The sequence below is a fragment of the Allobaculum sp. genome, assembly GCF_047010065.1.
Classification (GTDB): Bacteria; Bacillota_I; Bacilli_A; order Erysipelotrichales; family Erysipelotrichaceae; genus Allobaculum; species Allobaculum fili.
Map to the genome: position 1 here is coordinate 1 of NZ_JBKXLD010000026.1, position 23,615 is coordinate 23,615.

The 23,615-nt window shown below is 52.2% G+C and carries 19 protein-coding genes; 11 read left to right on the top strand and 8 right to left on the bottom strand.

What is annotated here, in order from left to right; genetic code table 11:
- Positions 1–268: 268 nt before the first annotated feature.
- From ACLUYS_RS03810 to ACLUYS_RS03820, 3 genes are all read left to right on the top strand, one after another.
- Complete coding sequence (locus ACLUYS_RS03810; RefSeq protein WP_230268079.1) at positions 269–694, top strand: MarR family winged helix-turn-helix transcriptional regulator; 426 nt, start codon at positions 269–271, stop codon at positions 692–694.
- A gap of 219 nt (positions 695–913) precedes the next feature.
- A complete protein-coding gene (locus tag ACLUYS_RS03815) occupies positions 914–1,747 on the top strand; it encodes an MATE family efflux transporter (protein ID WP_412659139.1) in 834 nt (277 codons plus the stop codon).
- A 72-nt stretch (positions 1,748–1,819) separates the two neighbouring features.
- A complete protein-coding gene (locus ACLUYS_RS03820) occupies positions 1,820–2,254 on the top strand; it encodes an MATE family efflux transporter (protein ID WP_230268081.1) in 435 nt (144 codons plus the stop codon).
- Between the two features lie 185 nt (positions 2,255–2,439).
- On the opposite strand, the gene ACLUYS_RS03825 is transcribed toward ACLUYS_RS03820, so the two are convergent.
- The 3 genes from ACLUYS_RS03825 to ACLUYS_RS03835 all read right to left on the bottom strand — a co-directional run bounded on the left by ACLUYS_RS03825 (position 2,440) and on the right by ACLUYS_RS03835 (position 4,704).
- Positions 2,440–3,129, bottom strand: coding sequence for a DUF2812 domain-containing protein (locus tag ACLUYS_RS03825; protein ID WP_230268082.1), 690 nt, complete (start codon positions 3,127–3,129; stop codon positions 2,440–2,442).
- Positions 3,126–3,437 (bottom strand): PadR family transcriptional regulator, encoded by a 312-nt coding sequence (locus tag ACLUYS_RS03830; RefSeq protein ID WP_230268083.1) that lies wholly within the window; start codon positions 3,435–3,437, stop codon positions 3,126–3,128. Before ACLUYS_RS03830 ends, ACLUYS_RS03825 begins: the two co-directional genes overlap by 4 nt.
- Before the next feature lie 283 nt (positions 3,438–3,720).
- Entirely contained in the window at positions 3,721–4,704 is a 984-nt protein-coding gene (locus ACLUYS_RS03835; protein ID WP_230268084.1) for a helix-turn-helix domain-containing protein, read from the bottom strand.
- A gap of 441 nt (positions 4,705–5,145) precedes the next feature.
- Between ACLUYS_RS03835 and ACLUYS_RS03840 the strand changes: the two genes are divergently transcribed.
- From ACLUYS_RS03840 to ACLUYS_RS03860, 5 genes are all read left to right on the top strand, one after another.
- Complete coding sequence (locus tag ACLUYS_RS03840) at positions 5,146–6,318, top strand: ABC transporter ATP-binding protein (protein ID WP_230268085.1); 1,173 nt, start codon at positions 5,146–5,148, stop codon at positions 6,316–6,318.
- Complete coding sequence (locus ACLUYS_RS03845; RefSeq protein ID WP_412659142.1) at positions 6,315–7,253, top strand: carbohydrate ABC transporter permease; 939 nt, start codon at positions 6,315–6,317, stop codon at positions 7,251–7,253. The genes ACLUYS_RS03840 and ACLUYS_RS03845 overlap by 4 nt, the downstream gene beginning before the upstream one ends.
- Positions 7,254–7,272: 19 nt before the next feature.
- Positions 7,273–8,097, top strand: coding sequence for a carbohydrate ABC transporter permease (locus tag ACLUYS_RS03850; RefSeq protein ID WP_230268087.1), 825 nt, complete (start codon positions 7,273–7,275; stop codon positions 8,095–8,097).
- Positions 8,094–9,701, top strand: a complete 1,608-nt coding sequence (locus ACLUYS_RS03855) for an ABC transporter substrate-binding protein (protein WP_412659143.1) — start codon at positions 8,094–8,096, stop codon at positions 9,699–9,701. Before ACLUYS_RS03850 ends, ACLUYS_RS03855 begins: the two co-directional genes overlap by 4 nt.
- A gap of 294 nt (positions 9,702–9,995) precedes the next feature.
- Positions 9,996–10,781, top strand: coding sequence for a hypothetical protein (locus ACLUYS_RS03860; protein WP_412659145.1), 786 nt, complete (start codon positions 9,996–9,998; stop codon positions 10,779–10,781).
- A gap of 261 nt (positions 10,782–11,042) precedes the next feature.
- On the opposite strand, the gene ACLUYS_RS03865 is transcribed toward ACLUYS_RS03860, so the two are convergent.
- The gene (locus ACLUYS_RS03865; RefSeq protein WP_288339249.1) at positions 11,043–11,993 is read right to left on the bottom strand and encodes a D-2-hydroxyacid dehydrogenase; all 951 of its coding nucleotides are present in this window, start codon (positions 11,991–11,993) and stop codon (positions 11,043–11,045) included.
- Between the two features lie 264 nt (positions 11,994–12,257).
- Here ACLUYS_RS03865 and ACLUYS_RS03870 point away from each other — a divergent pair, with 264 nt between their 5' ends.
- Entirely contained in the window at positions 12,258–13,565 is a 1,308-nt protein-coding gene (locus ACLUYS_RS03870) for an NAD(P)-dependent oxidoreductase (RefSeq protein ID WP_255658325.1), read from the top strand.
- Between the two features lie 231 nt (positions 13,566–13,796).
- Here the strand turns inward: ACLUYS_RS03870 and ACLUYS_RS03875 are convergent, their stop codons facing one another.
- From ACLUYS_RS03875 to ACLUYS_RS03890, 4 genes are all read right to left on the bottom strand, one after another.
- Positions 13,797–14,582, bottom strand: a complete 786-nt coding sequence (locus ACLUYS_RS03875; RefSeq protein WP_230268092.1) for a TVP38/TMEM64 family protein — start codon at positions 14,580–14,582, stop codon at positions 13,797–13,799.
- Between the two features lie 109 nt (positions 14,583–14,691).
- A complete protein-coding gene (locus ACLUYS_RS03880; protein ID WP_412659146.1) occupies positions 14,692–15,222 on the bottom strand; it encodes a dihydrofolate reductase family protein in 531 nt (176 codons plus the stop codon).
- Between the two features lie 292 nt (positions 15,223–15,514).
- Positions 15,515–20,812 carry a glycoside hydrolase domain-containing protein gene (locus tag ACLUYS_RS03885; RefSeq protein WP_412659147.1) on the bottom strand — a complete coding sequence of 1,766 codons (5,298 nt, stop codon included), beginning with the start codon at positions 20,810–20,812 and terminating at the stop codon, positions 15,515–15,517.
- A gap of 420 nt (positions 20,813–21,232) precedes the next feature.
- Positions 21,233–21,781, bottom strand: a complete 549-nt coding sequence (locus ACLUYS_RS03890) for an N-acetyltransferase family protein (RefSeq protein WP_412659148.1) — start codon at positions 21,779–21,781, stop codon at positions 21,233–21,235.
- A gap of 317 nt (positions 21,782–22,098) precedes the next feature.
- Between ACLUYS_RS03890 and ACLUYS_RS03895 the strand changes: the two genes are divergently transcribed.
- A complete protein-coding gene (locus ACLUYS_RS03895; protein ID WP_412659149.1) occupies positions 22,099–22,554 on the top strand; it encodes a MarR family transcriptional regulator in 456 nt (151 codons plus the stop codon).
- 54 nt (positions 22,555–22,608) lie between these two features.
- Positions 22,609–23,454, top strand: coding sequence for a DegV family protein (locus ACLUYS_RS03900; protein ID WP_412659151.1), 846 nt, complete (start codon positions 22,609–22,611; stop codon positions 23,452–23,454).
- The last annotated feature ends 161 nt before the right edge of the window (positions 23,455–23,615 follow it).

A 23,615-nucleotide genomic window follows, 5' to 3' on the forward strand; every position in this document is an offset into this window, starting at 1 on the left:
GTGGTCGTCCACGCAAAAATCCGACCGTATAGTTTAGCTGATTGGGAAAGTTCTATTCCTCTTTTTTGATAAGCACTGACTAAACTCTTCCCCGAAAACTGGACACAAAGAGAGCAATTTCCTCATCTGCGCAAACGGACTCTGGGAATTCGGCAATCCAGTCCTGAACACGAGGGAAGCCGGCTGGCTTTAAGCAAATACATAGCTTACTATTGACAGTATGCTGTTGAACGGTATGATAGCTTCTGTTAAGAGCGGAGGTGTTCTTGTGAGTGATAAGGAAAACAGCGGACAGCTGATCAAAATGCTGAATGATGCGATTGAGCGGCGGGTAAACAATTCCCTGCGCGCGGATGATCTGACCATGGTTCAGGTCTGGGTTCTTCTTTCCCTGGATGAGAAAGAAAATCATACGTACTCCTTTAAGGAACTCGAACGAATTCTAGGTGTTGCGCAGTCTACCTGTGTCGGAATTGTCAGCCGGCTCGTCGCTAAGAAACTGGTGGAAAGCTTTACCGATCAAAAGGATCGAAGGATGAAGCTGGTTCGTCTGAGCGAAGACGGGAAAAAACGCTGTGAAAAAGCGAAGAAGGATATCCAGGAACTGGAACAGACTCTGTTTACCGGATTTTCAGAGGAAGAGCAGGCTGTCTTCCACGGACTGCTGAAAAGAGTTTACGAAAATGTAAAATAAACGCCCGCGGGCTTTCGCCCTGACGGGCGATACTAACGCGGAAATCGATCGCTTGCTTTTGAAATATCACAGTTAAAACGGAAACCGGACATACACAAATGAGAAAACGATGCCGGCTCCCTTCGCAGGCAGCCAGGCGCATGGATCGGTATGTTCAAATCAATCGCTTGCTTTTGAAAATGGCGGAAACGTAGATCGAAAAATGGAATGGAGAGAGTTATGAAAGATAAATCGATGGAAATATTTGAATCCATGCCTGTCGCGCAGGCTGTATTCAAAAACGCATTGCCGGCTATGGCGGGGATGCTGATGGTACTCGTCTATAACCTGGCTGATACTTTCTTTATCGGACAGACCCACGACGCATTGCAGGTCGCGGCAGTATCGCTGGCGACGCCGGTTTTCCTGCTGTTCATGGCAGCGGGAACGATTTTCGGCATTGGCGGTACGTCCGTAATTTCCCGTGCCCTTGGCGAGGGAAGAAAGGATCATGCCAGAAAGGTCTGCTCTTTCTGCATGTGGAGCTGCGTTGTTCTTGATGTGGCGATGAGCCCTGTCTTTCTGATTTTTATGGATCCGATTCTTACTCTGATCGGCGCAAGCGCCGAAACGTGGGAAATGACGAAAACCTATTTGTGGATCGTCGCCTGGAGCGGACCGTTTGTTCTGGTTTCCAACTGCTACGCGAATGTGATCCGTGCGGAAGGCGAATCCGGAAAAGCCATGATGGGTCAGCTTCTCGGCAACCTGATTAACGTGGTTCTGGATCCGATTATGATTTTAGGCTTTGGCTGGAACGTAGCTGGTGCTGCGATCGCGACAGTGATCGGAAATGTCATTGGGGCGGCGTATTACATCTTTTATTTCCTGAGCGGCAAATCCAGTCTCAGCATTCACCCCAGAGAGTTCACAGTAAAAGAAAAAGTCTGCAGCAGTGTTCTGATCATCGGCATTCCTGCGGCGCTCGGTTCGCTGCTGATGAGCGTTTCTCAGATTCTGATCAACAGCCTATGGCACAGTACGGGGATATGGCGGTGGCGGCCATGGGCGTAGCCATGAAAGTCATTACCATTACCGGCATGATCTGCATGGGACTCGGGCAGGGCATTCAGCCGCTTCTCCATTTTGTTTTCCCTGTCTTTAGGACTGGCGCTGACCGTTATCTGCTTCGTTTTTTCCGGCCAGATTGTCAGTGTGTTCCTGACCGATCCGACAGCCTATACGTATGCGGTTCATTTTGTTCACATCCTGTTAACCACAAGCTTTCTGTTCGGCGTCTACTACGTTCTTACCAACGCGCTGCAGGCGATGGGGGCTGCAGCGGCATCCTTTGTAATTAACGTGAGCCGCCAGGGCCTGATCTTCATTCCCGCAATGTATCTTCTTGAAGCCGCTATGGGAATTACCGGACTGGTCTGGGCACAGCCGGCTGCCGACGTACTGTCCTTTGGTCTGGCGCTGATTCTTTATGTTCATACCTGGAGAAAACTCAGTCAGTCCAAAACGGAAACGACAGCTCCAGCCGCCGCTGCCGAAAAAATGAGCGCGGTCTGCGAGTAAAACACAGTGCGGTATGTGAAAGATAAAACCAGTCCTCAGACAGACTGAGATTGATCCGCCTTGCATCAACGCCATCAGCCAGACACACAAAAGCCCGTCCTTATGGCTTTTTTCGAAAGGAAAAAGTCAGAGGACGGGTCTTTTCCTATTTACTTTTTATTTTGCGTTTCGCAGTTTAACGGGTTTCAGAGCGACGATTTACGATCTGCCACCATCCTATAAATGCCAATAAGTTCCAGGGTAATGGATCCTCCCATCAGAAAGTACCGAAAAGAAAGGATGGAAGCCGGAAGCAGAAGAGAAATGGCGTACAGAAGCATTCCGCAGACAAGAACAAGACTGGGCCTTCTTTCCTTTTCTTCAGGGCTCCGCCCTTCCAGAGTCCAGATCTTCTGGTTATAGGCGCGCAGCGCATTCATCAGAACAATCGTCATGAGTCCCAGCAGGAGGGTAAGGATCCAGTAAAACATCTGTCTGGTTTCCACCGCCGCATAAAATTCCATCATGGAAGCAGCCAGTTCGATCACGCAGACGGCTTTGAACATCTTACGAATCCGCTTGAGCTGCTCCAGCTGGGAATCGGGATCGGTATACAGATGCAGAGGACCGTACTCGCTTTTTCGGCGCACCAGGAACCAGAAGCCGGAAGTACAGAGAAATTCAATGTCCATATCTTTCAGAATCTGACGATATTCCCGGGATACGCCAAACCCGCGGTCGTTGAGATCGCAGTCGAACTGCCATTCGCCCGGTTTACACGGTTCAAAGGTATAGAGACCGTACTTAAAGCGCTTCAGGGCCCATCCTTTCGCGCACATTTCGTTGAGATATTCGATTTCGCGGTCTTTGTCGAACATGAGCCTGAACTGTTTCATTCTTTATTCTCCTTGGCGTCTCTGAGCATGCCCTCCAGTCGATGAATTTCCTGATCAAAGACTTCTTTTCCCAGATCGGTGATGATGTATTCCTTTTTGTTTCGACTGTCGGGTTCTTCCCGGTACACCCGGATCCAGTCTTTCTTCTGCAGATTCTTAATCGCGCCATAGAGCGTTCCGGCGCCCAGTACGACGCGTCCATGCGTCATCTGTTCCACTTCCTTGGAAATTCCATATCCATGCAGCGGGTGATGAAGAACCAGAAGCATGTAAAACAGCGTTTCCGTTAACGGCAGATCCTGTCCCATAGCATTGTACCTCCTGTCGTCGCTCGATGTATCGTGACATGTTATATCTGATTTGACTATATCAGGAGACGATATATCGGTCAACGATATCTTTTTGGCGCTTTTCAAAGATACGATCGACAGGAGAAATCAATGTCTGCAATCGATACACGAAAAGGAAAAAGGAGGGCACCCAATCCGGAAAATCGACGGAAAGAAAACCGATACAAATAAAAAAGCGAGCCGCTCCTGAAAAAGGAGGCAGCCCGCCAGAAAAGCAAAGTGATTTTAAATGTCTGACGTCTCAGCTGTCTGTATCCTCTCTCTGCGTGACCAGACGGACGATTACCGCAACCACTCCAAACAGCACGCCGGTGACAGGCCAGATGATCCAGGTCTGATCCCAGTTTCCGGTCGCAAAGCTCCAGCCCAGATAAATGGCTGTGGCCAGACACCAGTAAATCGAGGCAACAGGATCCATCCGTTTTTCCATTTTCCGGTTTTCTGAAGAATAGTCGCCTTCGGAGAGAATTTTTTCAAATCCGGACTGCGTGATGGACGACCAGACGAGAAAGAAGACGCCGATGGAAACCAGAAGCAGCAGGGCAGTGACGGAAAGAACGGCAGAGAATTCCTGATGAATAAAGAGCGTAGAGAAAATCGGCGGAATCGGAGAAAGAATGCAGAAGACAATCCCGATAATGGTCGAAAGCGTGTGTGTTCTGGCAAAAGCTTTCTTTTTCTGTGCGGCCAGGCCTTTTACGCCGTATCCAAGGCTGAAGTCTCCGGTTTCCAGCGTTTTCCACGGCTTCATGATCTGATCCGACCAGATGAAGAGCGTCACGGCGATGGCGACCAGAACCAGAAGTACGGAGACGCCAAGCGCGGCAACCATATTTTCGGAAATCAGGGAAGAAGGGAGAGCCGTAAAAGCGCTGAGCCCGATCAGCACGGCGGGAGACAGGATACAGAGAACCACACCAATGGCGACGCGCCAGGCGTTCAGGCGGTTCAGATCCAGAAAACGGTTGGCGTCTTCCAGACTCAGAGTCGGAAGGGAAGACTCTTCTTCCTCAATGGTGACCAGCGGGGCGTTGTCCTTGAGCAGATAGTCTGTGGACACTTCAAAAATTTCGGAAAGCTGCAAAATCTTATCGAGCGAGGGAACGGTCTGGGCGCCTTCCCATTTGGCGACCGCCTGGCGGGAAACGTTCAGCCGGCTCGCCAGATCTTCCTGGGACCATCCGTTTCGCCTGCGCAGTTCAATCAGTTTGTCTGCGAAAATCATCAGATATTTCCTCCTTGTGGACTTGTGTGCCTGCATTGTATCGAAGGACATTTGTTCCAGACAGAACCTGTCAGCTGGAAATCCGTCAACTGCCGGTTGCATTTGTAAAAAGCATGACGGTTTGAGCGGATTTCCGCCCGAACTTTCGAGAAAAATACCAGAAAATAGGAAAATCACGGGAAAAGTCATATATTTACAGACCGATTTTGAGCCTGTATAAAAAAGTGCATACGCTTCAAAACGAAGCGAAAAGAGAAACGGACAGGCAAAAGAAAGCCCGGCACGCAAAGCCGGGTGTACAGAAATCGACATTCATGGAAAATTCGATTTTCTCGAAAACCTGTCCGGGAAAACGGGGATGGTATTCTGAAGACATCAGCCAGAACAAATGGCTGAAACGCACTTGCATGGAATCCCAACCCAGAGAAAGGATCAGCCAGGATGGATATCGTACTGGACCACATCACCAAAATCTTTCCCGCACGGGGAAGAAAAAAGAACAGCAGAGAAGTCGTCGCTGCCGACGATTTGAATTTCACCATTTCCAACGGAAAACTCTGCGGGCTGCTCGGCCCTTCCGGATGCGGAAAAAGCACGGCGCTCAACATGATCAGCGGCCTGCTCAAGCCGACTTCCGGCGAGATTTTTTTCGGCGATCAGAACGTCACGGAACTTGAACCGCAGGAACGCGGGGTCGGCATGGTTTTTCAGAACTATGCCCTCTATCCCCATATGAGCGTCTTTGACAACATCTGCTTCCCGCTGGAAAACCTCAAGGGCGATCAGAAACTCAGCGAAGAAGAACGAAAAGCCCGCGTCGAAGAAGTGGCACGGCTTGTTCACATCGAAGATCTGCTCGAACGCAAGCCTAAGGAACTCTCGGGCGGACAGCAGCAGCGCGTGGCGATTGCCCGTGCTCTGGTCAAACTGCCTAAAGTTCTACTTCTAGACGAACCGCTTTCCAATCTGGATGCCCGTCTGCGCCTGCAGACCCGGGAAGAAATCCGCCGCATCCAGCAGGAAACAGGCATTACGACCGTTTTTGTTACGCATGACCAGGATGAAGCCATGAGCATTTCGGATTTCATTGTCGTCATGAAGGAAGGCCGGGTGCAGCAGATCGACACCCCGCAGAAGGTTTACGACAATCCGGCCAATCAGTTTGTCGCGCAGTTTCTCGGCCTGCCGCCCATCAACATGTTTCACGGCAAAATTGAAAATCAGATTTTGTACATCGGCGAAAATCCTGTGGCGCGTGTGCTCAGCGCGTCCGATCAGCCGGTGCATGTCGGCGTCCGCCCGGAAGGCTTTCTCCTCAAGGAAGAAGGCGCCCTTTGCGATCGCATGATCCGTACCGAAATTACCGGCCGGGACATGAGCATCGTTTCCGAAAACGAGGCGTCCATGAATCCGGTCGTTCGCTCGATTCTTTCGGCGGAAGATCTGCAGATTCTCGCCGAAAATCAGCAGGAGGTGCATTTTGATCTCAAGCTGAAAAAAGTCTTTCTTTTTGAACCCGAAAGCGGAAACCGGATTGTGGCCGATCTTCAGCCTCTTCAAAAAGCGGCTGAAGAAGTTGTAGAAGCCGCGATCGTTCTGGAGGAAGCGGCATGAAAAGCGCAAACGGGCGCACAGAGGGAAAAGGGTGCCTGAAAAAAGGCTGGCAAAAATACAAGGGTTTTCTGTATTTGCTGCCGGCGCTTGTGTTTCTGGCTGTCTTTCTGATTTATCCGCTCATCGACGTGCTGATTTATTCCTTTGAAGAAGGCTACAGTTCCGCCGCGCAGACGTACGCGGGCATTGGCTGGTACAACTACGACTACGTTTTGCACGATCCCTATTTCACGCAGGCGCTCGTCAATACGTTTCTGCTCGTCATCATTACGGTGCCGATTTCCACCGGTCTGTCGCTGGCAATCGCCTTTCTGCTGACCCGCATTCAAAAGCTGCGTTCGCTGTTTCAGACGATTTACTTTCTGCCGTACGTGACCAATACCCTCGCAGTCGGCATGGTCTTCATGGTGCTGTTCAAGCAGACGCCGTATTCCGAAGGCTTTGTGAACATGCTGATCCATATGTGCGGCGGCTCTTCCGTCGACTTTATCGAAGGTCCGTACTGGGCCAAGATGTTTGTGCTCTGCTTTTACACGATCTGGATCGTCATGCCCTTTAAAATCCTGATTCTGACCAGCGCACTGGCCAGCGTGAATCCAATGTATTACGACGCGGCCCGCGTAGACGGCACCAGCTCCTGGCGCATGTTTTACAAAATCACGCTGCCGCTGATTTCCCCATCGGTGTTCTATCTGGTCATTACCGGCTTTATCGGCGCGTTCAAGGCGTATTCAGATGCGGTTGCCCTGTTTGGCACGAATCTGAATGCGGCGGGAATGAACACGCTGGTCGGCTACGTCTTTGACATGCTTTACCGCGATGGCGGGGGCTATCCGTCCTATGCGTCCGCGGCGGCCATTCTGCTCTTTCTGGTTATTTTGACGATTACGGTCATCAACCTGATGGTTTCGAAAAAATATACCCACTACAGCTGAAAAAACGGAGAGACACACTATGAAAAAATTCAAACCACTCACCTGGCTGTTTCTGATTTTGTGGGCGATCGCGGTTCTCTTTCCGTTTTACTGGATGGTGCTGACGTCCTTAAAAGGATACGGCGCCTACAACGCGGAATACATTCCCCAGCTGTTTACGCTGTCGCCGACACTGGAAAACTATTTTTACGCGTTTACGGAAGTCGATTTGGGACGGTATCTGCTCAATACGGTCATTTTCACCATCGTTACTACGGTTCTGATGGTCTTTGTCACCATTCTGGCGGCCTTTGCGTTCGCCCGGCTGGACTTTCCAGGGAAGAACCTGGTTTTTACCGGCTTTCTGGCGCTGATGATGATTCCCAATGAACTGGTCATCATTACCAATTTTCAGACGATGACCGAGCTGAATCTGCGCAATACTTTTCTGGGTCTGATTCTGCCTTCGGTCACTTCCATTTTTTACATTTATCTGCTGCGGGAAAGCTTTGCGCAGATCCCGGATTCGCTGTACTATGCGGCGAAAATCGACGGGGCTTCGGACTGGAAATACCTGTGGAAAATCATGGTTCCCATGTGCCGTCCGACGGTCGTTACGATTACGATTCTCAAGGTGATCGAATGCTGGAACAGCTACATCTGGCCAAGCCTTGTCACCGATGATCCGAAATACTTTCTGGTTTCCAACGGCATCCAGCAAATCCGCGAAAGCGGCTTTGGCCGGGCGAACATTCCGGCGATGATGGCGGCGGTCGTCGTCATCAGCATTCCCCTGATCGTTCTGTTCCTGGTGTATCGAAACCAGATCATGTCCGGCGTCGTCAAAGGAGGAACCAAAGGATGAAGCGCCTTCGAAAACGGCTGCCCCGGCTGCTTTGCGCGGCCGCAGCGGGCATGAGTCTGCTGCTTTCCGGCTGCCATGGCGCCAAAGCGAAAAGCGCCTTTGTGATTCCCGAAGCGCTCGACGAAAGCCGTCCGATTGAGATTTCCTTCTGGGCGAAAAACGATACGAACAAAAACCAGACGAATGTCTACAAAAAGGCGATCGAAGACTTTGAAGCGCTCTATCCAAACATCAAGGTCAATCTGAAGCTGTATACGGACTACGGGAAGATTTACAACGACGTCATCACCAACATTGCGACGGATACCACGCCCAATGTGGCGATTACCTATCCCGACCATATCGCGTCCTACATCCAGCAGAACGGGACCGTCGTCGGTCTCGATGCGCTGATGGCGGACGAAAAATACGGTCTGGGCGGCAGTGCCCTCAAATTTGACGGGCCGACGGCCGATGAAATGGTCGATTCGTTTGTACAGGAAGGCGTCATTGACGGAACGCAGTACGCGATGCCCTTCATGCGTTCGACCGAAGCGCTCTACATCAATAAGACGCTGGTCGAAAAGCTTGGCTATTCCGTCCCGGATGTCGTGACGTGGGACTGGATCTGGGAAGTGTCCAATAAAGCGATCGAACAGAAAAATCCGGACGGAACGTACGCCCTCAACAGCCAGAAAACGCTGATCCCCTTTATTTACAAGTCCACCGACAATATGATGATCCAGATGCTGAAGCAGCAGGACGCCGGCTACAGCACCGAGCAGGGCGAAATTGAAATTTTTAACGACATGACGCGCGAAGACTTGAAGAAAATTGCGCAGGAAACCAGGGACGGCGCGTTTTCAACCTTTAAAGTGTCCGGCTATCCCGCCAATCTGCTCAATGCCTCGCAGACGCTGTTTGCGGTAGACTCCACAGCCGGATCCACGTGGATGGGCGCGGAGGCTCCGCTTTCGGACATCAGCCCGGATGCCTTCACGGAATTTGAAACCGTCGTTCGTCCGGTGCCGCAGATGAGCGAAAACCAGAGTCTCATGATTTCGCAGGGACCGTCCATGGCCGTATTTGGCAAGGAAGATCCGCAGGAAGTACTCGCCTCCTGGCTGTTCGTGCAGTACATGCTTTCCAACGAACCGCAGATCGGCTACGCGAAGACGGAAGGCTATCTTCCCGTTACGCATAAGGCTTTAGAAGATCCGGCGTATCAGGACTATCTGGCGAAGGCTGGCACGGATAATGAGGAGCATTACGCGATCAAAATCGAAGCGGCGAAACTGCTCATGGATCATCTGGACGATACGTTTACCACCCCGGTGTTTAACGGCTCGGCTTCGCTGCGCAACGCGGCCGGCGAGCTCATTGAAGATGTCGTCCGCTCGACGAGACGCAAGCAGACCGTCGATGATGCCTATATCGACGAACTGTACGAAAAGGTTTCCTCCCTCTACCGTCTGGATCAGATTTCTTCCGGATCCGGGACGATTCATGATCTGGGCCCGATGCCCGCCTCTTCGGTCTGGTTTCTTTCTCTGCTTGCACTGACGTGGGTCATTCTCGGTGCAGTCTGGCTGTTTCAGAAACGAAGAAAAGCGAAAAACGCCTGAAGCTCCTGAAATTTCAGCTTGAAGGGATCGAGGAGATAACGGTTTCATCCCGTTTCCTTTCGCACGATTTTTTCTGATCTTCAAACGCAGCGGAAAAAAACAGCGATTCGATCGGGAAAGATTTCACCGCATGAAAAAACCAAGTACACTATCCGTGGAAAAACCATTCAGGGCGCTGACCGGACGATCCTCAAGGAGCGGGATGACGAACCGTTCCTGATCGCTTCGTAGTGGTGTCTGGATGGAATCCCCATTAGAAAAGAGACAGAAGATTCTGTCCCAAGGAGAAAAAGAATGAAAAAAACAGCTCTGGCTTCTCTGCTTGTCTGCGCAGGCATGGTCTTTGCCGGCTGCTCGAACTCGACCCCGGCAGCCTCGAGCAGTGCTTCGAGCACAGCGGACAGTGCCGCTGCTGCAAATCCCTCCGCAAAATCGGAAGGCGTCATGACGTATCAGGAATACGCGGATGCTGAACTCGAAAGCGAAGTAACGATCGAAGCGTTCGTACAGGCAAAACAGGCCTGGTGGGAAGACAAGGCAACGATTTACGCGCAGGATCCAGACGGCGCTTACTTCATTTACAACGCTGCTGTATCTCAGGATCTGTATGACAAGCTGACCGACGGCGCCAAAATCAAAGTCAAAGGCTACAAGACCGAATGGTCTGGCGAAGTGGAAATCGCAGAAGGCGCTGAAGTAGAACTGATCGAAGGCGAAACCTGGAAAGCCGAACCGGTCGATGTGACCGATCTGCTGGGCAATGAAGAAGAACTGATCAAGCATCAGAACCAGCTGGTGGATTTCAAGGATCTTACTGTAGAACCCGCACAGGAAGGCAGCGAAGAAGCGTTCCTGTATAACTACGACGGATCCGGAAGCGAAGGCGATGACCTGTACTTCAACGTTTCCAAAGACGGCAAGACGTACACCTTCGTTGTTGAGTCCTATCTGACCGGCGAGGAAAGCGAAGTGTACAAAACCGTACAGGAACTCAAAGTCGGCGATGTGATCGACTGCGAAGGCTTCCTCTACTGGTATGAAGGCGCCAACCCGCACATCATCTCGGTAACGGTAAAATAAGTCCGTCCGTAATCGACAGGACCGCGCACATTTTCTTCCTGTACATACAGGGAGGAGATGCGCCGCATTTCAAAGTGTTTCAAAATATTTAAAAGTACATAAAAGGCTCTGTATCTCCTTTTGGTTAAGGAAGATGCAGAGCCTTTTTCGGGATTGGAAAAATCTGGTGATAAGCAGAAATGGCCAGATTCAGCAAGGCGCAGAGGGCCAAAGCGTCCAGGAGAGTCAGAACGTCCAGACTGGATCCTGTCGAGCGTCCGCTCAGGAGCGATCGGACTGCGGACGGTTGACGATGTGAATGAACGGTTCTCCCTGTTCGAGGGCGTGCAGGTTGGTGCGGATAATCTGCCAGAGACGTTTTTTCGTTTCCGGCAGCGATTCATCGCCGGAAATGTGCGGCGTGATGAATACATTTTCGTCTTCCCAAAGCGGGCAGTCTGCGGGAAGCGGCTCGATTTCGCAGACATCGAGAATCATGCCGCGAATCCGATGCTGCGCCATGACCTTTTCCAGGACATCGAGGGCGACCAGATCGCCGCGTCCCACATTCGCAAACAGCGCGTCTGGCTTCATGCGCGAAAAATCGTCCAGCGTCAGAAGATGATGGGTAGCCGGACTGGAAGGCAGCGTACCCACTACGATATCGCTTAACGGCAGGTAGCGGTGCAGATGATCGAGCGTATCGACCACATCAAAGCCCGGAACTGTTCGGCGTCTGCGGGCCAGTCCAATGGTATGGGCACCCAGCGCCTTGACGGAGCGGGCGAACGTCGAACCCAGATCGCCGCAGCCCAGAACGAGAATCGTCTTGCCGTAAATGGAATCGATCGTGCCGATATTCCGGTTCCATTCCTTCTTCTTCCGGTTTTCGAGCAGGAACGGATAGCGGCGATAAAAAAACAGGATGGCGCTGATCAGATATTCGGAAATCGCCAGACCAAAGCTGCCTGAAGCGTTGGCTAATGGACACGCCACGCGTTCCGGCCAGCCTTCATAGCCCGCAAACGGAAGCTGAACGAGTTCAAGCGCGGGCAGAGATTTCAGTAGAAAACGGTATTCTTCAGGAAGAAAGCCCACGATGGCACTGGCGGTGTCGAGATAGCCGGGCCAGTTTGGATTGTCGCCATAGACAAAATGGAGGCCGCCAAATTCCTGTTCCAGCGCCCGGCGGTCTTCTTCTTTTAACGCTTCAAAAACGAGAACGGTTTTCATGTTTCTTTCTCCTTATCCTGTGCAGGTTATTCTGAGCAGGCAGTACAGACCGGTCCGAGCGACCGGCTTTTCTTTTGCACTCAGGGATGAGCCAATATGCGCGGCAAAACAGGAAAGGATCTTTCTTCGTGTAAAGACACACGTTAGAAAGGTGGGAATACATTGAAAATCGTGTGATGCCGCCGTTGTAAAGCTTTACACCTGTATTGTACGCCTCTATATTTCCTTCATCACCGATCCGCTTTGTGCCCTGCCTGAGGCAGAATGGCGGATTTTCAATCCTCAGAGAACAAGAAAGGAAACTTAGACATGAACAATATTCTTACCGAAGCATCGGCTTGTCTGCAGTGCAAGAATCCAAGATGCCGTCAGGCCTGCCCGATTCATACCAATATCCCCGAAATGATCCGCAAGCTCAAAAACCATGAAGTGCTCGATGCGGCGCAGATGCTTTTTGAAAACAACCCGCTGTCCATCGTCTGCTCCCTCGTATGCAACCACGAAAAGCAGTGTGAAGGCGCGTGCGTGCGCGGCATTAAAGGCAATCCTGTAGCCATCAGCGATATCGAACAGTACATTTCCAACTCCTGCTTTGAACGCATTCAGCTGTCCATGGAACCGGAAAACGGCAAGCGCGTCGCTGTCATCGGTGCCGGTCCAGCCGGCCTGACGATCGCGGTTTCGCTGCGTCAGAAAGGCTACAAAGTCACCATTTTTGAAGTCCGTGAAAAAATCGGAGGCATCATGCGCTACGGCATTCCGGAATACCGTCTGCCGCATTCGATTCTGGACCGCTACTACAAGAAGCTGAAGGCGCTTGGCATTCAGTTCCGTCCGAACATGGCGATCGGTGGTTCCGTTTCCATTCAGGATCTGCTCGATGACGGCTACGCGTCCGTCTTTGTCGGCACCGGCGCATGGAAGCCGCGCCGCCTGAACATTCCCGGCGAAACGTTCGGCAACGTGCAGTACGCGGTGAACTACCTGAACAATCCGAACGTTTACGATTTAGGCGATAAAGTCGCGGTCATCGGCGCCGGCAATGCGGCGATGGATGCGGCCCGTACCGCCATTCGGAAAGGCAGCCGCGAAGTCGTGGTTTACGTCCGTACCGATTCGCCGACCGCTTCGAATGAAGAAGTGGAATACGCAAAAATCGACGGCGTTCAGTTCGTTTTCAACAAGGCGCCGATCCGCATTACTGATGAAGGCGTCGTGCTCGTCGACACAAAAGTCGAAGAAAACGGAGACATCACGCTGATCGAAGACTCCGCGAAGCTGGAAAAAGCCGACACGATTCTCGTAGCCATTTCGCAGGTTCCGCAGACCCGTCTCGTTTCCCGCGATCCGGATCTTAAGCTCAACGACCGCGGCAACCTGAAAATTGACGAGATCGGCGCAACGACCATGCCGGGCGTATTCGCAAGCGGCGACGTCGTAACCGGCGCGAAAACCGTTGTGCACGCCGTAGCGCTCTCCCGACAGATTGCCGAAGAGATGGACCGCTACATGAAAGGTCCGAACGGCCATGCCGCCCAGGATGCTGCGAGCAGCGACGAAACAGCGGCGTAAAAACGATAAAACCGGTGGATCCTGTCTCCCCCAGCAGGATCTGACCGCTCTGACCGCTTTCGGATTCGCGTTTCTGGAAAATCCAGAGCAGAATCCAGAAACGTGGACAGAAGAAACAGTTCAAAACGAAATTTCAAAACCCAAAGTACACGTCAAAAAAGGAGCCCCTTTCCAGAACTGCCTCTGGAAAAAGGACTCCATTTTTTTTGCACGATTTTTTTGCAGAACGCTTTAGAGATGGACTGCTTTTCGGATCCATTCGAACACCTTGAGCATGCCGGTGGAATAGCACCACGAGGAGAACGGGCGGCTGACCAGGATGATCGCGAGAAAATGGCTGACTTTCATGCTCGACAGCCCCGCCAGCATGCACAGCAGCAAGTCCGGCGAGACAGGCATCATCATCCAGAGAAAGAAGATGAGTTCAAAGTGACGGCTGTTTTTCAGGCGCTTCTCGTATTTGTCGACCGTTTCTGGCGAGGCGATCTGGTAAATGAAGCGGGTGCCCCATTTTCTGGCCAGCCAGAAGGCGAGAATGCAGTTGATGTAGGAAACAAGCGTGTTCAGAAAGAAAGCCGGCAGCGGATGAAAGAGAACGATGCCGATTGATCCCATCGATCCTAAAGGAACGATTGGAATGTACGAGGTGAAGACGCTGAGCAGAACAAAGAGAATCGGACCGAAAATTCCGGCGGATTCAATCGCGTGCTGAATTTTTTGCGTGGTCGCCGAGGAGGACGAACGCAGCAGCCAGATCAGAACGACAAAGAAAAGAATGCCAAAGACGATCGAAATGATCAGATTGCGCCGGCGCACCGCAGCGCCTTTTTTCATGGCTTCCTGATCTTTGGCCGTCTCGGGCGTACTTGCCGTCCCGACGGATGCTTTCGCGGAATGGTCCTGGGAATGATCCGGGGACTTGATAGCGGCGTCTTTTTCGGCAAGCGCCTCTTTTGCCTGCGCGGAAGGGTTCTGAGCGGAGTCTGCAGAAAAATTCGTAACGGGTTTAGTATCCATACTCATTATCTTAAGCGGTTCGAATCGAGGATTCTTCCGATATGCCAGAAGGATTGCCGAAAACGGCTAGACAGAACGAGCCAAATGCGCAGTAACGCCAAAGGAAAACTTATCGTTTTCGATAGAGCAGATCGACCATTCCGTTGGAATGGCGTACATGAACCAGGGCCAGTTCCTGCGGCGCTTTAAGCGTCGGAAACAGCCGGATGCCCCCGCCAAGCAGCACAGGAATAACTGTAATCCAGAACGGATTGATCGCCTCTTCCTGTACGATGCCCTCAATCAGACGGGCGCCCCCGCAAATCCAGATGTCTTTTCCTCCGCCTTGTTTCAGACGCTTCAGAAGGGTGCATGGATCTTCTTTCGTAAAGTGAATGTCTTTTGAATCGGGAAGCGTTCGATGGGTAAAGACGTACGTGCTCAGACCGGAATAAGGCCACTCGTCAGGCGAAAGTTCCCGCACGATCTGATCGAACGTGTTCCAGCCCATCAGAACCGTATCCGCCGTTTTGATGAATTCGGCATAAAAATCCTCGGCGACTGCATCTGGGTCCTGTCCGTCCAGCCAGTCTGCGCCGCCCTTTGCATCGGCAATATAGCCGTCCAGGCTCATCGCAATAAACAGTGTGGTTTTTCGCATAGCCAAATCTCCTTTTTCCGCTTTATCTTCTTCTGCATATCTATTCGATCGGCTTATTCTTTCAGGCGCCTTCTTCTTTTTGGCCGGCGTATACGTTTTGGCCGAATGGTTTTAAAATTTCCGGTCTGGAAAAGCTGTGTCCAGTATGGCATATCGCAAAGGGGGTGTCTGCCTGCTCCAGAAAAAACGCCTCCGGACGCCAGAAGGTCCGGAGGCGAGAAAACGTTCATTTTCAAACAGACAGGAATGTCTGCATGAATTTACAGTTCTGGGAAAAGCGTGCAGGCAAAGACTATTTCAGCGTATTGAGCGCTTCCTTGCCTGGATTAAGACGCAGGGCCAGCAGACGGTTCTGCATCGCCAGGGCCTGCGCGTCGAGCGCGGATTGTGTTGTCGAGGAACTGCTCAGAACTTCATGTGCCTGCGCGAGCGCCTGATTGAACGCGTCTTTCTGCGCGCTGGTCAGACGGAATCTGGACAGGTTGAGACGATCGGCTTTGGCGCAGACCATCTCAAGCGGCTTTCGGTTCAGTCCATCGGCGGGAACGAGTCCGGCATACGCATCCTGTAAAGCTTTCAGTGCGCGATCGACTTCGATCTGCTGGTAGGAAGAACCGGAAAGAATCGTATTCGCCTGTTCGAGCGCACCCTTAAACGGCGCAAAGCTTTCCGCTGTAAAGTCGGCTTCGCGAACGGAAGAAATCGCTGAACCGTTTACGTACGTGCGCAGAGCGCTCTTATCGGTCAGACCGTACGTTTCTTCAATGTCGCCGAGCTTGAACTTCGCGAACTTAATGTAGCAGCGGTCGGTACGGACGTTGCTTCCATGGTTTTTGGAATACTCTTCGTCGAAGTGACCGTAGCTGTCCATCATGAGGGTGCCGTCATCGAGAACGAGCAGACCCGCATAGCCGGTATCACCGGATTTTTCATTCGGCGCATAGTCGTAGGCGATGGTTACCATGTAATCGCCGTCGCCCTGTGTCATGAGGTCTTCGTAGCTTCCAACCCACATTACCCATTCGCCGGCTACCCAGTCGTTGGAGTTGTCGTGGATGCCGTTGCCGTCCTTGTCGTAGACAATGTCGCGGTACGTAATGACGAGGCGGTCGCTGATTGGATCGTAAACGACTTTATGGCGTTCGCCAGCCAGGTTTCCGGGCAGGTTCGTCGGCTTGCTCCAGGTTTCGCCTTCGTCATCGGAGTACGTCATCATGGCGTAGCCCTGGTGCGTCTGATTGCGGGCGAGGGCGACGATGCGCTTGCCGTCCGGGGAGCGGAACAGGCCGAGTTCGCAAAGCTGATTGGCGGATTCGATGTTTCGATACGGAGTCAGAATCGGTTCGGGATCGCTCCACTGTTCGTTTCCGTCTTCATCGAACGTCAGAATCGATTTGTAGTTGGTGTAGCTGTAATCGTGGTAAATGCCCATCCACGCCTGGCGGTCGTTTCCGTTTTCATCCTTGAGCTGAATGAGGCTCGACATGCCGACAATCGTCCAGCGCTTGCTGCCGTCATCATTTTTCGGATGGAACAGCTGGTATTCAGTCCAGGTTTCGCCGTTGTCGTCGGAATAGGAGGTGCGCCAGCCGCCGTTCTGGTTTCCAGACCAGTTCGGCATCGCGGTAATGAGCATGATGCGCTCAGTTCCGTCGGCCAGATTCAGAACGTACATCGTCGGCGTTTCCATGGACGTTGCCCAGCTTGTCGGAATGTCGTCTTTCTGAATCCACGTTTCGCCGTCATCGTCGGAGTATTTCATGATGAGCGGACCATGGCCGTGTCCCTGCGGGAAGGCGGTGATCAGACGGCCGGTATTTGTACGGATCATATCCGGCTGGCCAAAGTACTGATTGGCATCGCCGTCGGCCGGTTTATGGACGTCGGTCACAAATTTTTCCGGAAGATCGTAGTACGGAACCGTCTTCATCAGCGTGATCTGCCGTTCTACGGTAATCGTGACGGTTTCCGTGTACGTGCCGGCTTTGACTTCAATCTGGGCTGTTCCTGCCTTGACTGGGGTAACCACGCCGGTACTGCTGACCGTGGCTACTTCCGGATTTTTCGAAGTATAGGTAATTTCGAGTTCTTCGTCGCTGTTGAGCGTAACGGGAATCTGCCAGGTCGGTGTACTGTCCTTGGAAATCTGGAGCGTCTTATTGCGGACGGTGATGTTCAGACCCGGTTTGAGCTGATCGATGCCGATTTCCGCTTTGGTCAGTTCGGCATCGTAAATGCGCAGTTCATCGACCGTGCCCGCGAAGTCGCTCTTACCGAGAATATCGGAAGGAATGACGGTCGTGTTGTTCGTGGTCCAGGTGTTTGTGGCGACTTCTTCGCCGTTGACGTACAGCTTCAGGCCGTTTGTCTTCGACTGGGTCCAGGCCACGTGATACCACTGGCCGGCTTCAAAGCCGTAGGCAAAGGTGAGCACATCGGCGCTGCTGGTACCGACACGGAAACCGGAGTATCGATCGTCGGCCATCTTGAGCGCGGTCGCAAATTTTTCTTCGCTGTCCTGCGTGATCAGGGATTTGCCGGTGATCGTATCGGCTTTGACCCAGTACGTAATTGTCCAGGGATCGCTGTTTCCAATTTCCGATTTCGTAAAGCTTAAGCCGCTTCCTGCATTCATGTGCAGGCCTTTGCCGGAATAGCCGTCCACATAGGACAGACCGCTTTCGACAATCGGGGTTCCGTTGCGGTTTCCCCACAGGTCATTGGCACTGTTTTCAAAGGAATAGGCGGAATAGCGTTTGGATTCCTCGATGCCGCCGCGCGAAACGCTCAGGGTGATCGTCGCGGTCTTGGTCGGATCCTTGACGGAAGCTGCGGTAATGGTCACTGTACCGGTACCTGCTGCGGTGACCAGACCGTCTGCATTTACGGAAGCCACGCTGCTTTCCGAAGAAGACCAGGTAACGCGATGATCGGTCAGCGTATCCGGGGCTACGACGGCTTCCAGCTGCAGCGACTGGCCGATTTGCAGTGCAGTCGACTGCGGCGGGGTAATGGTTACGGAAGTCACAGTATCCGTGGCGTTCGCTTTTTTGACGATGTATTGCGTTGTAAGAGTGTCGATGCCTTCCTTGAAGGCGTCCATTTCCGATCCCATCGTATTGACTTTGGCTTCGCCAAGATAGGAATGCGCAGTTCCGGCGACGGTCGTCAGGGAATCGTAGAGCGACTGGATCGCGCCTTCGAGATCCGGTACTTCCTCAGCCATCTGGCGCAGCTTGTTGGCGTCGCGTACGCCTTCGGCCATGCGGGCCAGACGCAGCGAACGTTTGGACGTCGGGTTTTTTGCCTCTTTTTCATCCGGATAAATAAGGAAGCAGTCTCCCGGTTCAAAGGCGTTGTGGGTCGTGTCGCGCAGCGGATCGGCAACCCAGGCATCGTATGCCCAGCGCATGAAGCCGTCCGTGTTTTCGGAGGCGTTGATGACGCTCCAGTACGATTCTACCGGCGCGGAAAGCGAGAAGTTGCCCGGACTGTGCTCGGTGCAGGAGTAAAGCGCAGTGCGCAGGCCTTTGGCGTCGCGCTGGGCAACGAGATCCGCAAATTCCTTCGAATGGGCAGCTGCGGCATTGTCGCCGACGTTCAGTTCGGTCAGACGAAGCGCCATGGCGAACTTGCTGGCGTTGGTAAAGCCGTCCATCGAACCTGTCGTTTTGAAGGTGACGGTGTACTGGCCGTCGGAAATTTGCGTGCTGTCGATCAGATCAAAGGCGCTGGTGTTGAAGCCGCGCTCATCGATGCCGATATAAGCGTCGTTAAACCAGCCTTTCTGAACGAGATGGGCGCCCATTTTCTCGAGAAAATCGCCCCAGACTTCGTTGTAGCGTGCACTGCCGGCGGTGAAGGCTTCCTTCACAAGCGTGCCGTTGTCCCAGTACGTAAAGCTTCCGTGCCACGGAGCGATGGAGTAAAGCACAATCTTGTCTCCGATTCCCATGGATTTGCAGAAGGAAACCCACTTGTCGAAGGCGGTGAAATCGTAGGTAAACGTTCCGTCCGCATTTTTCGTCCACTTGACCATCGACGGATAGTGGATGTCGTTAGCGGAATACGTCTGACCGGACCAGGCTTCTTCAGAAATCGTCGCGGTAATGACATGACCGCCGATTTCCTTGTAAATTTCCATGCTGGAACGCAGCAGTTCGAGATGCTCGTCACTGAATGGCGTAACGCCGTAATATTCCGCGGAAGAATACGGATACTGCCAGAGTTCGATGTCAAAGGAATTTTTGAAGTCAGTCGCATCCGGCAGAACGGCGTCGCGTACCGCGACGGTGTAGGTGAATTCAATCGGATGTTCCAGTCCGTCGGCGGTGGCGCTGAGTTTACCGGTATAGGTTCCGGCTGCTGTGTCTTCTGGAATCGCAATTTCTACCCAGACCGGCTGGACGCGCGAAGCGGCCAGCGTAATGGGGGCATTGCCATTCAGGATGTCCGAAGATTCCGAACGGTTGGTGCCGTTATCGGCTGGAACGGGACGGGTAGTGCTGCCGTAGCCGAGGAAGGAACCATTATAGGCTTTGGTCGACTGGATGAAATCGAGCTTTACGTTTTCTTTGGCAATTTTGGACGAACCGGTTCCGCTTAAGTCGGAAGCGGTAATGGACAGATTGGTGAGCGGCGCATTTTTCGAAACCAGAACGAGCTGGCTGACGGCCTTGTCGTTTTTCCAGGCGCTCAGCGTTTTGGAGAGCGTACCCATCGTCTTGACGGAATCGTACGTACTCTGGGTGTACTGATGGTTCGTATCGACAATGGAACCGGACAGTTCCGCCTGAGCCTCGGTTACGGTAAATGAGATGACCAGCGGCTGGGCAGCCGGCAGAGTGTCGGACGTTACCGAGACGGTGGCGGTTCCGGCTTTTTTCGCCTGAACCAGACCGGTGCTCGATACGCTCACAATTTCGCTGTCGCTCGAGGTGTACGTCAGATTGCCTGTCGTGGCATAGTCCGGTACAGCCGCGATCGACAGCTGCTGTTCGGCTCCGGCGTACAGGTCGTAATGCGTTTCTTCACTTGAAATCGAAGTGAGCGTATACGGCGCATGTTTAATGACCACGTTGGCGCAGTCGATCAGCGTATTGGAGGCGGAAGCGTTTTTCTCGCCCGTTGCGACGGCTTTGAACACATGCGCTTCTTCGCTGAGGCCGCTGAAAGTCGCGATCCGAGTGGAATTGATATTGGAGGCGTTATACAGATCGTAGACGCCCTGGGATTCTCCATCGATGAAGTATTCCACTTTGCCCATCGGATGGTTCTTGCCGGCATAGACGGTGATTTCGCTGCCGACAAAATCAACCTGATACCAGAGAGCGGACGGATTGGCCGCATCCGGTGTCTTTGACCAGGTATGGGCATCGCTGCCCGCTTCCCAGTTTCCGGAAGAGAAGGTGAACTTATTGGTCGTTCCTGTCGTCTTCCTGAAGGAAATGGTTTCTTCCACGAGCGACGCATCCGCCGGCATAACCGTGTCGGCGTCACTCTGTGCAAGAACAGGGAAAGAGGAAGCGGCTGCGGAGGCCGTCATGGTCACGCTGAGAAGGACTGCAAGCAGATTCGTTCTTCTTTTCATAGTTTTCCTTTCTGCAGTGTCTTTATCTGTGCCCGAAATCCATCCGGTTTTCCTTGTGAAATGCGTCCAGTGCAAAACGTCTGTCGGTTTGAGACAGGCATTCGAATTTTTTTCGTCAGCAGGGGCCCGGTCCTGCGCAAAGAAGATCGCAAAAGAAAGACGGATCGACTCTAGATAAAGAAAAAATCATCTCGCCATCCATGAATTCCAGTGATGAAAATTAATGGAAAACGAAATGAAAGCGTTCTCTTTTATTGTAAGGAAATGGAAAGGATTGAGCAATAATCTTTCCGGTATCCGTTCGGTTATCCAAACAGGAATGATAAAAAGTGACATCGAATCCGAAAGCCATGCGAGAAAACCGGAAATACTGGCCATTTCACAAAAAGAAAAGTCTGCCTGCAGGCAGACTGGTCGAATTCATCCGTTTTGTACAGGAAAAATGTATTCCATCAGTTCAAAAGGCAATGTGCCTTCTTTTTCGAGAAGAACTTCACTCGTACCTTTGGAATGAAAGCCGGCGCGCTCGTACAGCGCTCTGGCCGGCGCATTGCCCGCGATCAGATTGAGACGCGCAGATGCATAGCCCTCTTTTTTAAGCTGACTTAAAATCTGGCCCAGAAAGACATCACCCAGCTTCTGGCCGCTAAAATCCGGGTCTATGCAGAAAAGATGAATGCAGTTGAAACGCAAGTCGGTCCATTCAAAGGCGTCCATGCCTTCCAGATACGGGCTGATGCGCGCAGCGCCCACAATGCGTTCTTTTTCGCAGAAGACGACCATTTCTTCCTGAACGATTGCCTCATGAAGCACCGATTCATCCGGATAGATCCCCCAGTTCCAGAGCGGATAGTTGATTCGCGTATTCAGGCGGTCGCAGACGTTCTGGAAAAAGCGGCAGAGCGTTTCCAGATCCGCCAGGCCGGCTTTCCGTAAAATTCGTTTTGAACAAGTACTGATTTCTGCCATAGGCTCTCTCCTTTTTGATCCCGTTCAGTATAGGCGAATGCTCTGGTGTCGCCCAGAACCTTTTTCAGGCAGCCAGACGAATGGATGAAAAAGCATGAGGATCATCAAAAAAGAATCCAAGGGATGTCGGAAAGCGCATTGGTCGATTTCCTTGTGCAAACGGTTTCGATCTTTCGCAAAGCATCCAAAACCGCAAAATCGAGCCTCTGGACAATTAAATTGTTGACCTATCAACAAAAAATGTCTACAGTACGGGCATGTCACATACGGATAAGATTCTTCAGTTTTTTAATGCGGTAGGCGCTCTGGAAAAGCAGATGAACCGGATTCGCCTGCTGTACATGCAGCAGGAAGGGCTTCGCGGCTCCGATCTCAATGTGCTGATCGCCCTGTATTCCAGCGAAGAAGGCCTGAACCCGGAAGGGCTGATCCAGATCACCCGAACCGACAAGGCCCAGATTTCCCGCGCTCTGCGCGAACTCTGCGCCGGCGGCTGGATTGAAAAGGAAGATACCAGCCAGTATCGCGCCCGCTACCGGCTGAGCCCCAAAGGCAAGGAGCGCATGGAATATCTCGCCCGAGAATGCGGGCACATCTTTGAAGGCGCCCACGCCTGCATTCAGATGGAGCAGTGGGAAGCGTTTTATCAGTTTTCCAATCAGCTCAGTGCCCGGCTTGAGGAAATGATTCAGGAAAAGAAACAGGCGCTGAACGCGCATGCCGACACGGAGCCTTCCCGCCGTACCGAAAAGGGAAAAACGAAAAACGCGTAAGCCTTTCCGTACAGGAAGGCATATCCAACACAAAAAAGAAAAGGAACACAGACTATGATTTGGATTGTTACCGACAGTGCTCAGGAATTAAAGGAAGAGGAACAGGAAGGCCTTCGCGTCGTTTCGCTTCCCATTTGCGTCAACGAAAAGCTGCTCGAGCACCCGATTGAAAACGAGGACTTTTTCGCCCTTCTCGAAGAAGAGTCGAATGTACTCAGCACCAGTCAGCCCTCGCCGAGCGCTTTTGAAGCGGTGTTTGAAGAACTGACATCCAGAGGAGATGAAGTGATCGCTCTGCTGCTTTCTTCCTCGCTTTCCGGAACGTACAATTCCGCCAGACTGGCTCTGCTTGATCACGAAGCGTGGCAGGAAAACGTCCATCTGATCGATTCCGGACAGGCCTGCCTTTCGCAAAGCGTTCTCGTTGCCCGCGCGCTTGAACTGCGAAATGCGGGGAAAAGCGCGAAAGAGATTATTGAGACAATCGAGAAAGAGAAAAAGCAGGTACGTCTGTTTGCGATGCTTCCCACGCTGAAATATCTCAAGAAAGGCGGACGGATTTCGCCAGCCAAAGCGGCTCTGGCCGATCTTGCGGGCGTACGGGCTCTGGTGACGATTGACGAAAACGGAGAAATCACAGCCTGTGCCAAAACGCGAGGTACGAAAAAGGGAATTCGCCGCGTGGCCGAACTCGCCGCAGACTGCGGCATCGATGAGAATCGCCCGGTGTTTGTGGGCTATACCGGTCTGGATGAACAGCCGATGCGCGACCTGCAGAGCGCTCTGCGTGAAGTCGTCGGACAGGAGATTCTTGCGCAGACGGCCGCAATTTCTCAGATGCTGAGCGTGCATGTCGGTCCCGGTGCCTGCGGGATTGCCTTCCTGCCCAGAGAAGACTAGCTGCCGTCTTTCAAAACGTTATTTCTATTCGGGTGGAAATTTTCGGAATACATTTCCCGGATTACACGGATTAAATTTTGCGGATTAAATTAAATTCGATGGATTAAATAGAACTTTCCCAATCAGCTAAACTATACGGTCGGATTTTTGCGTGGACGACC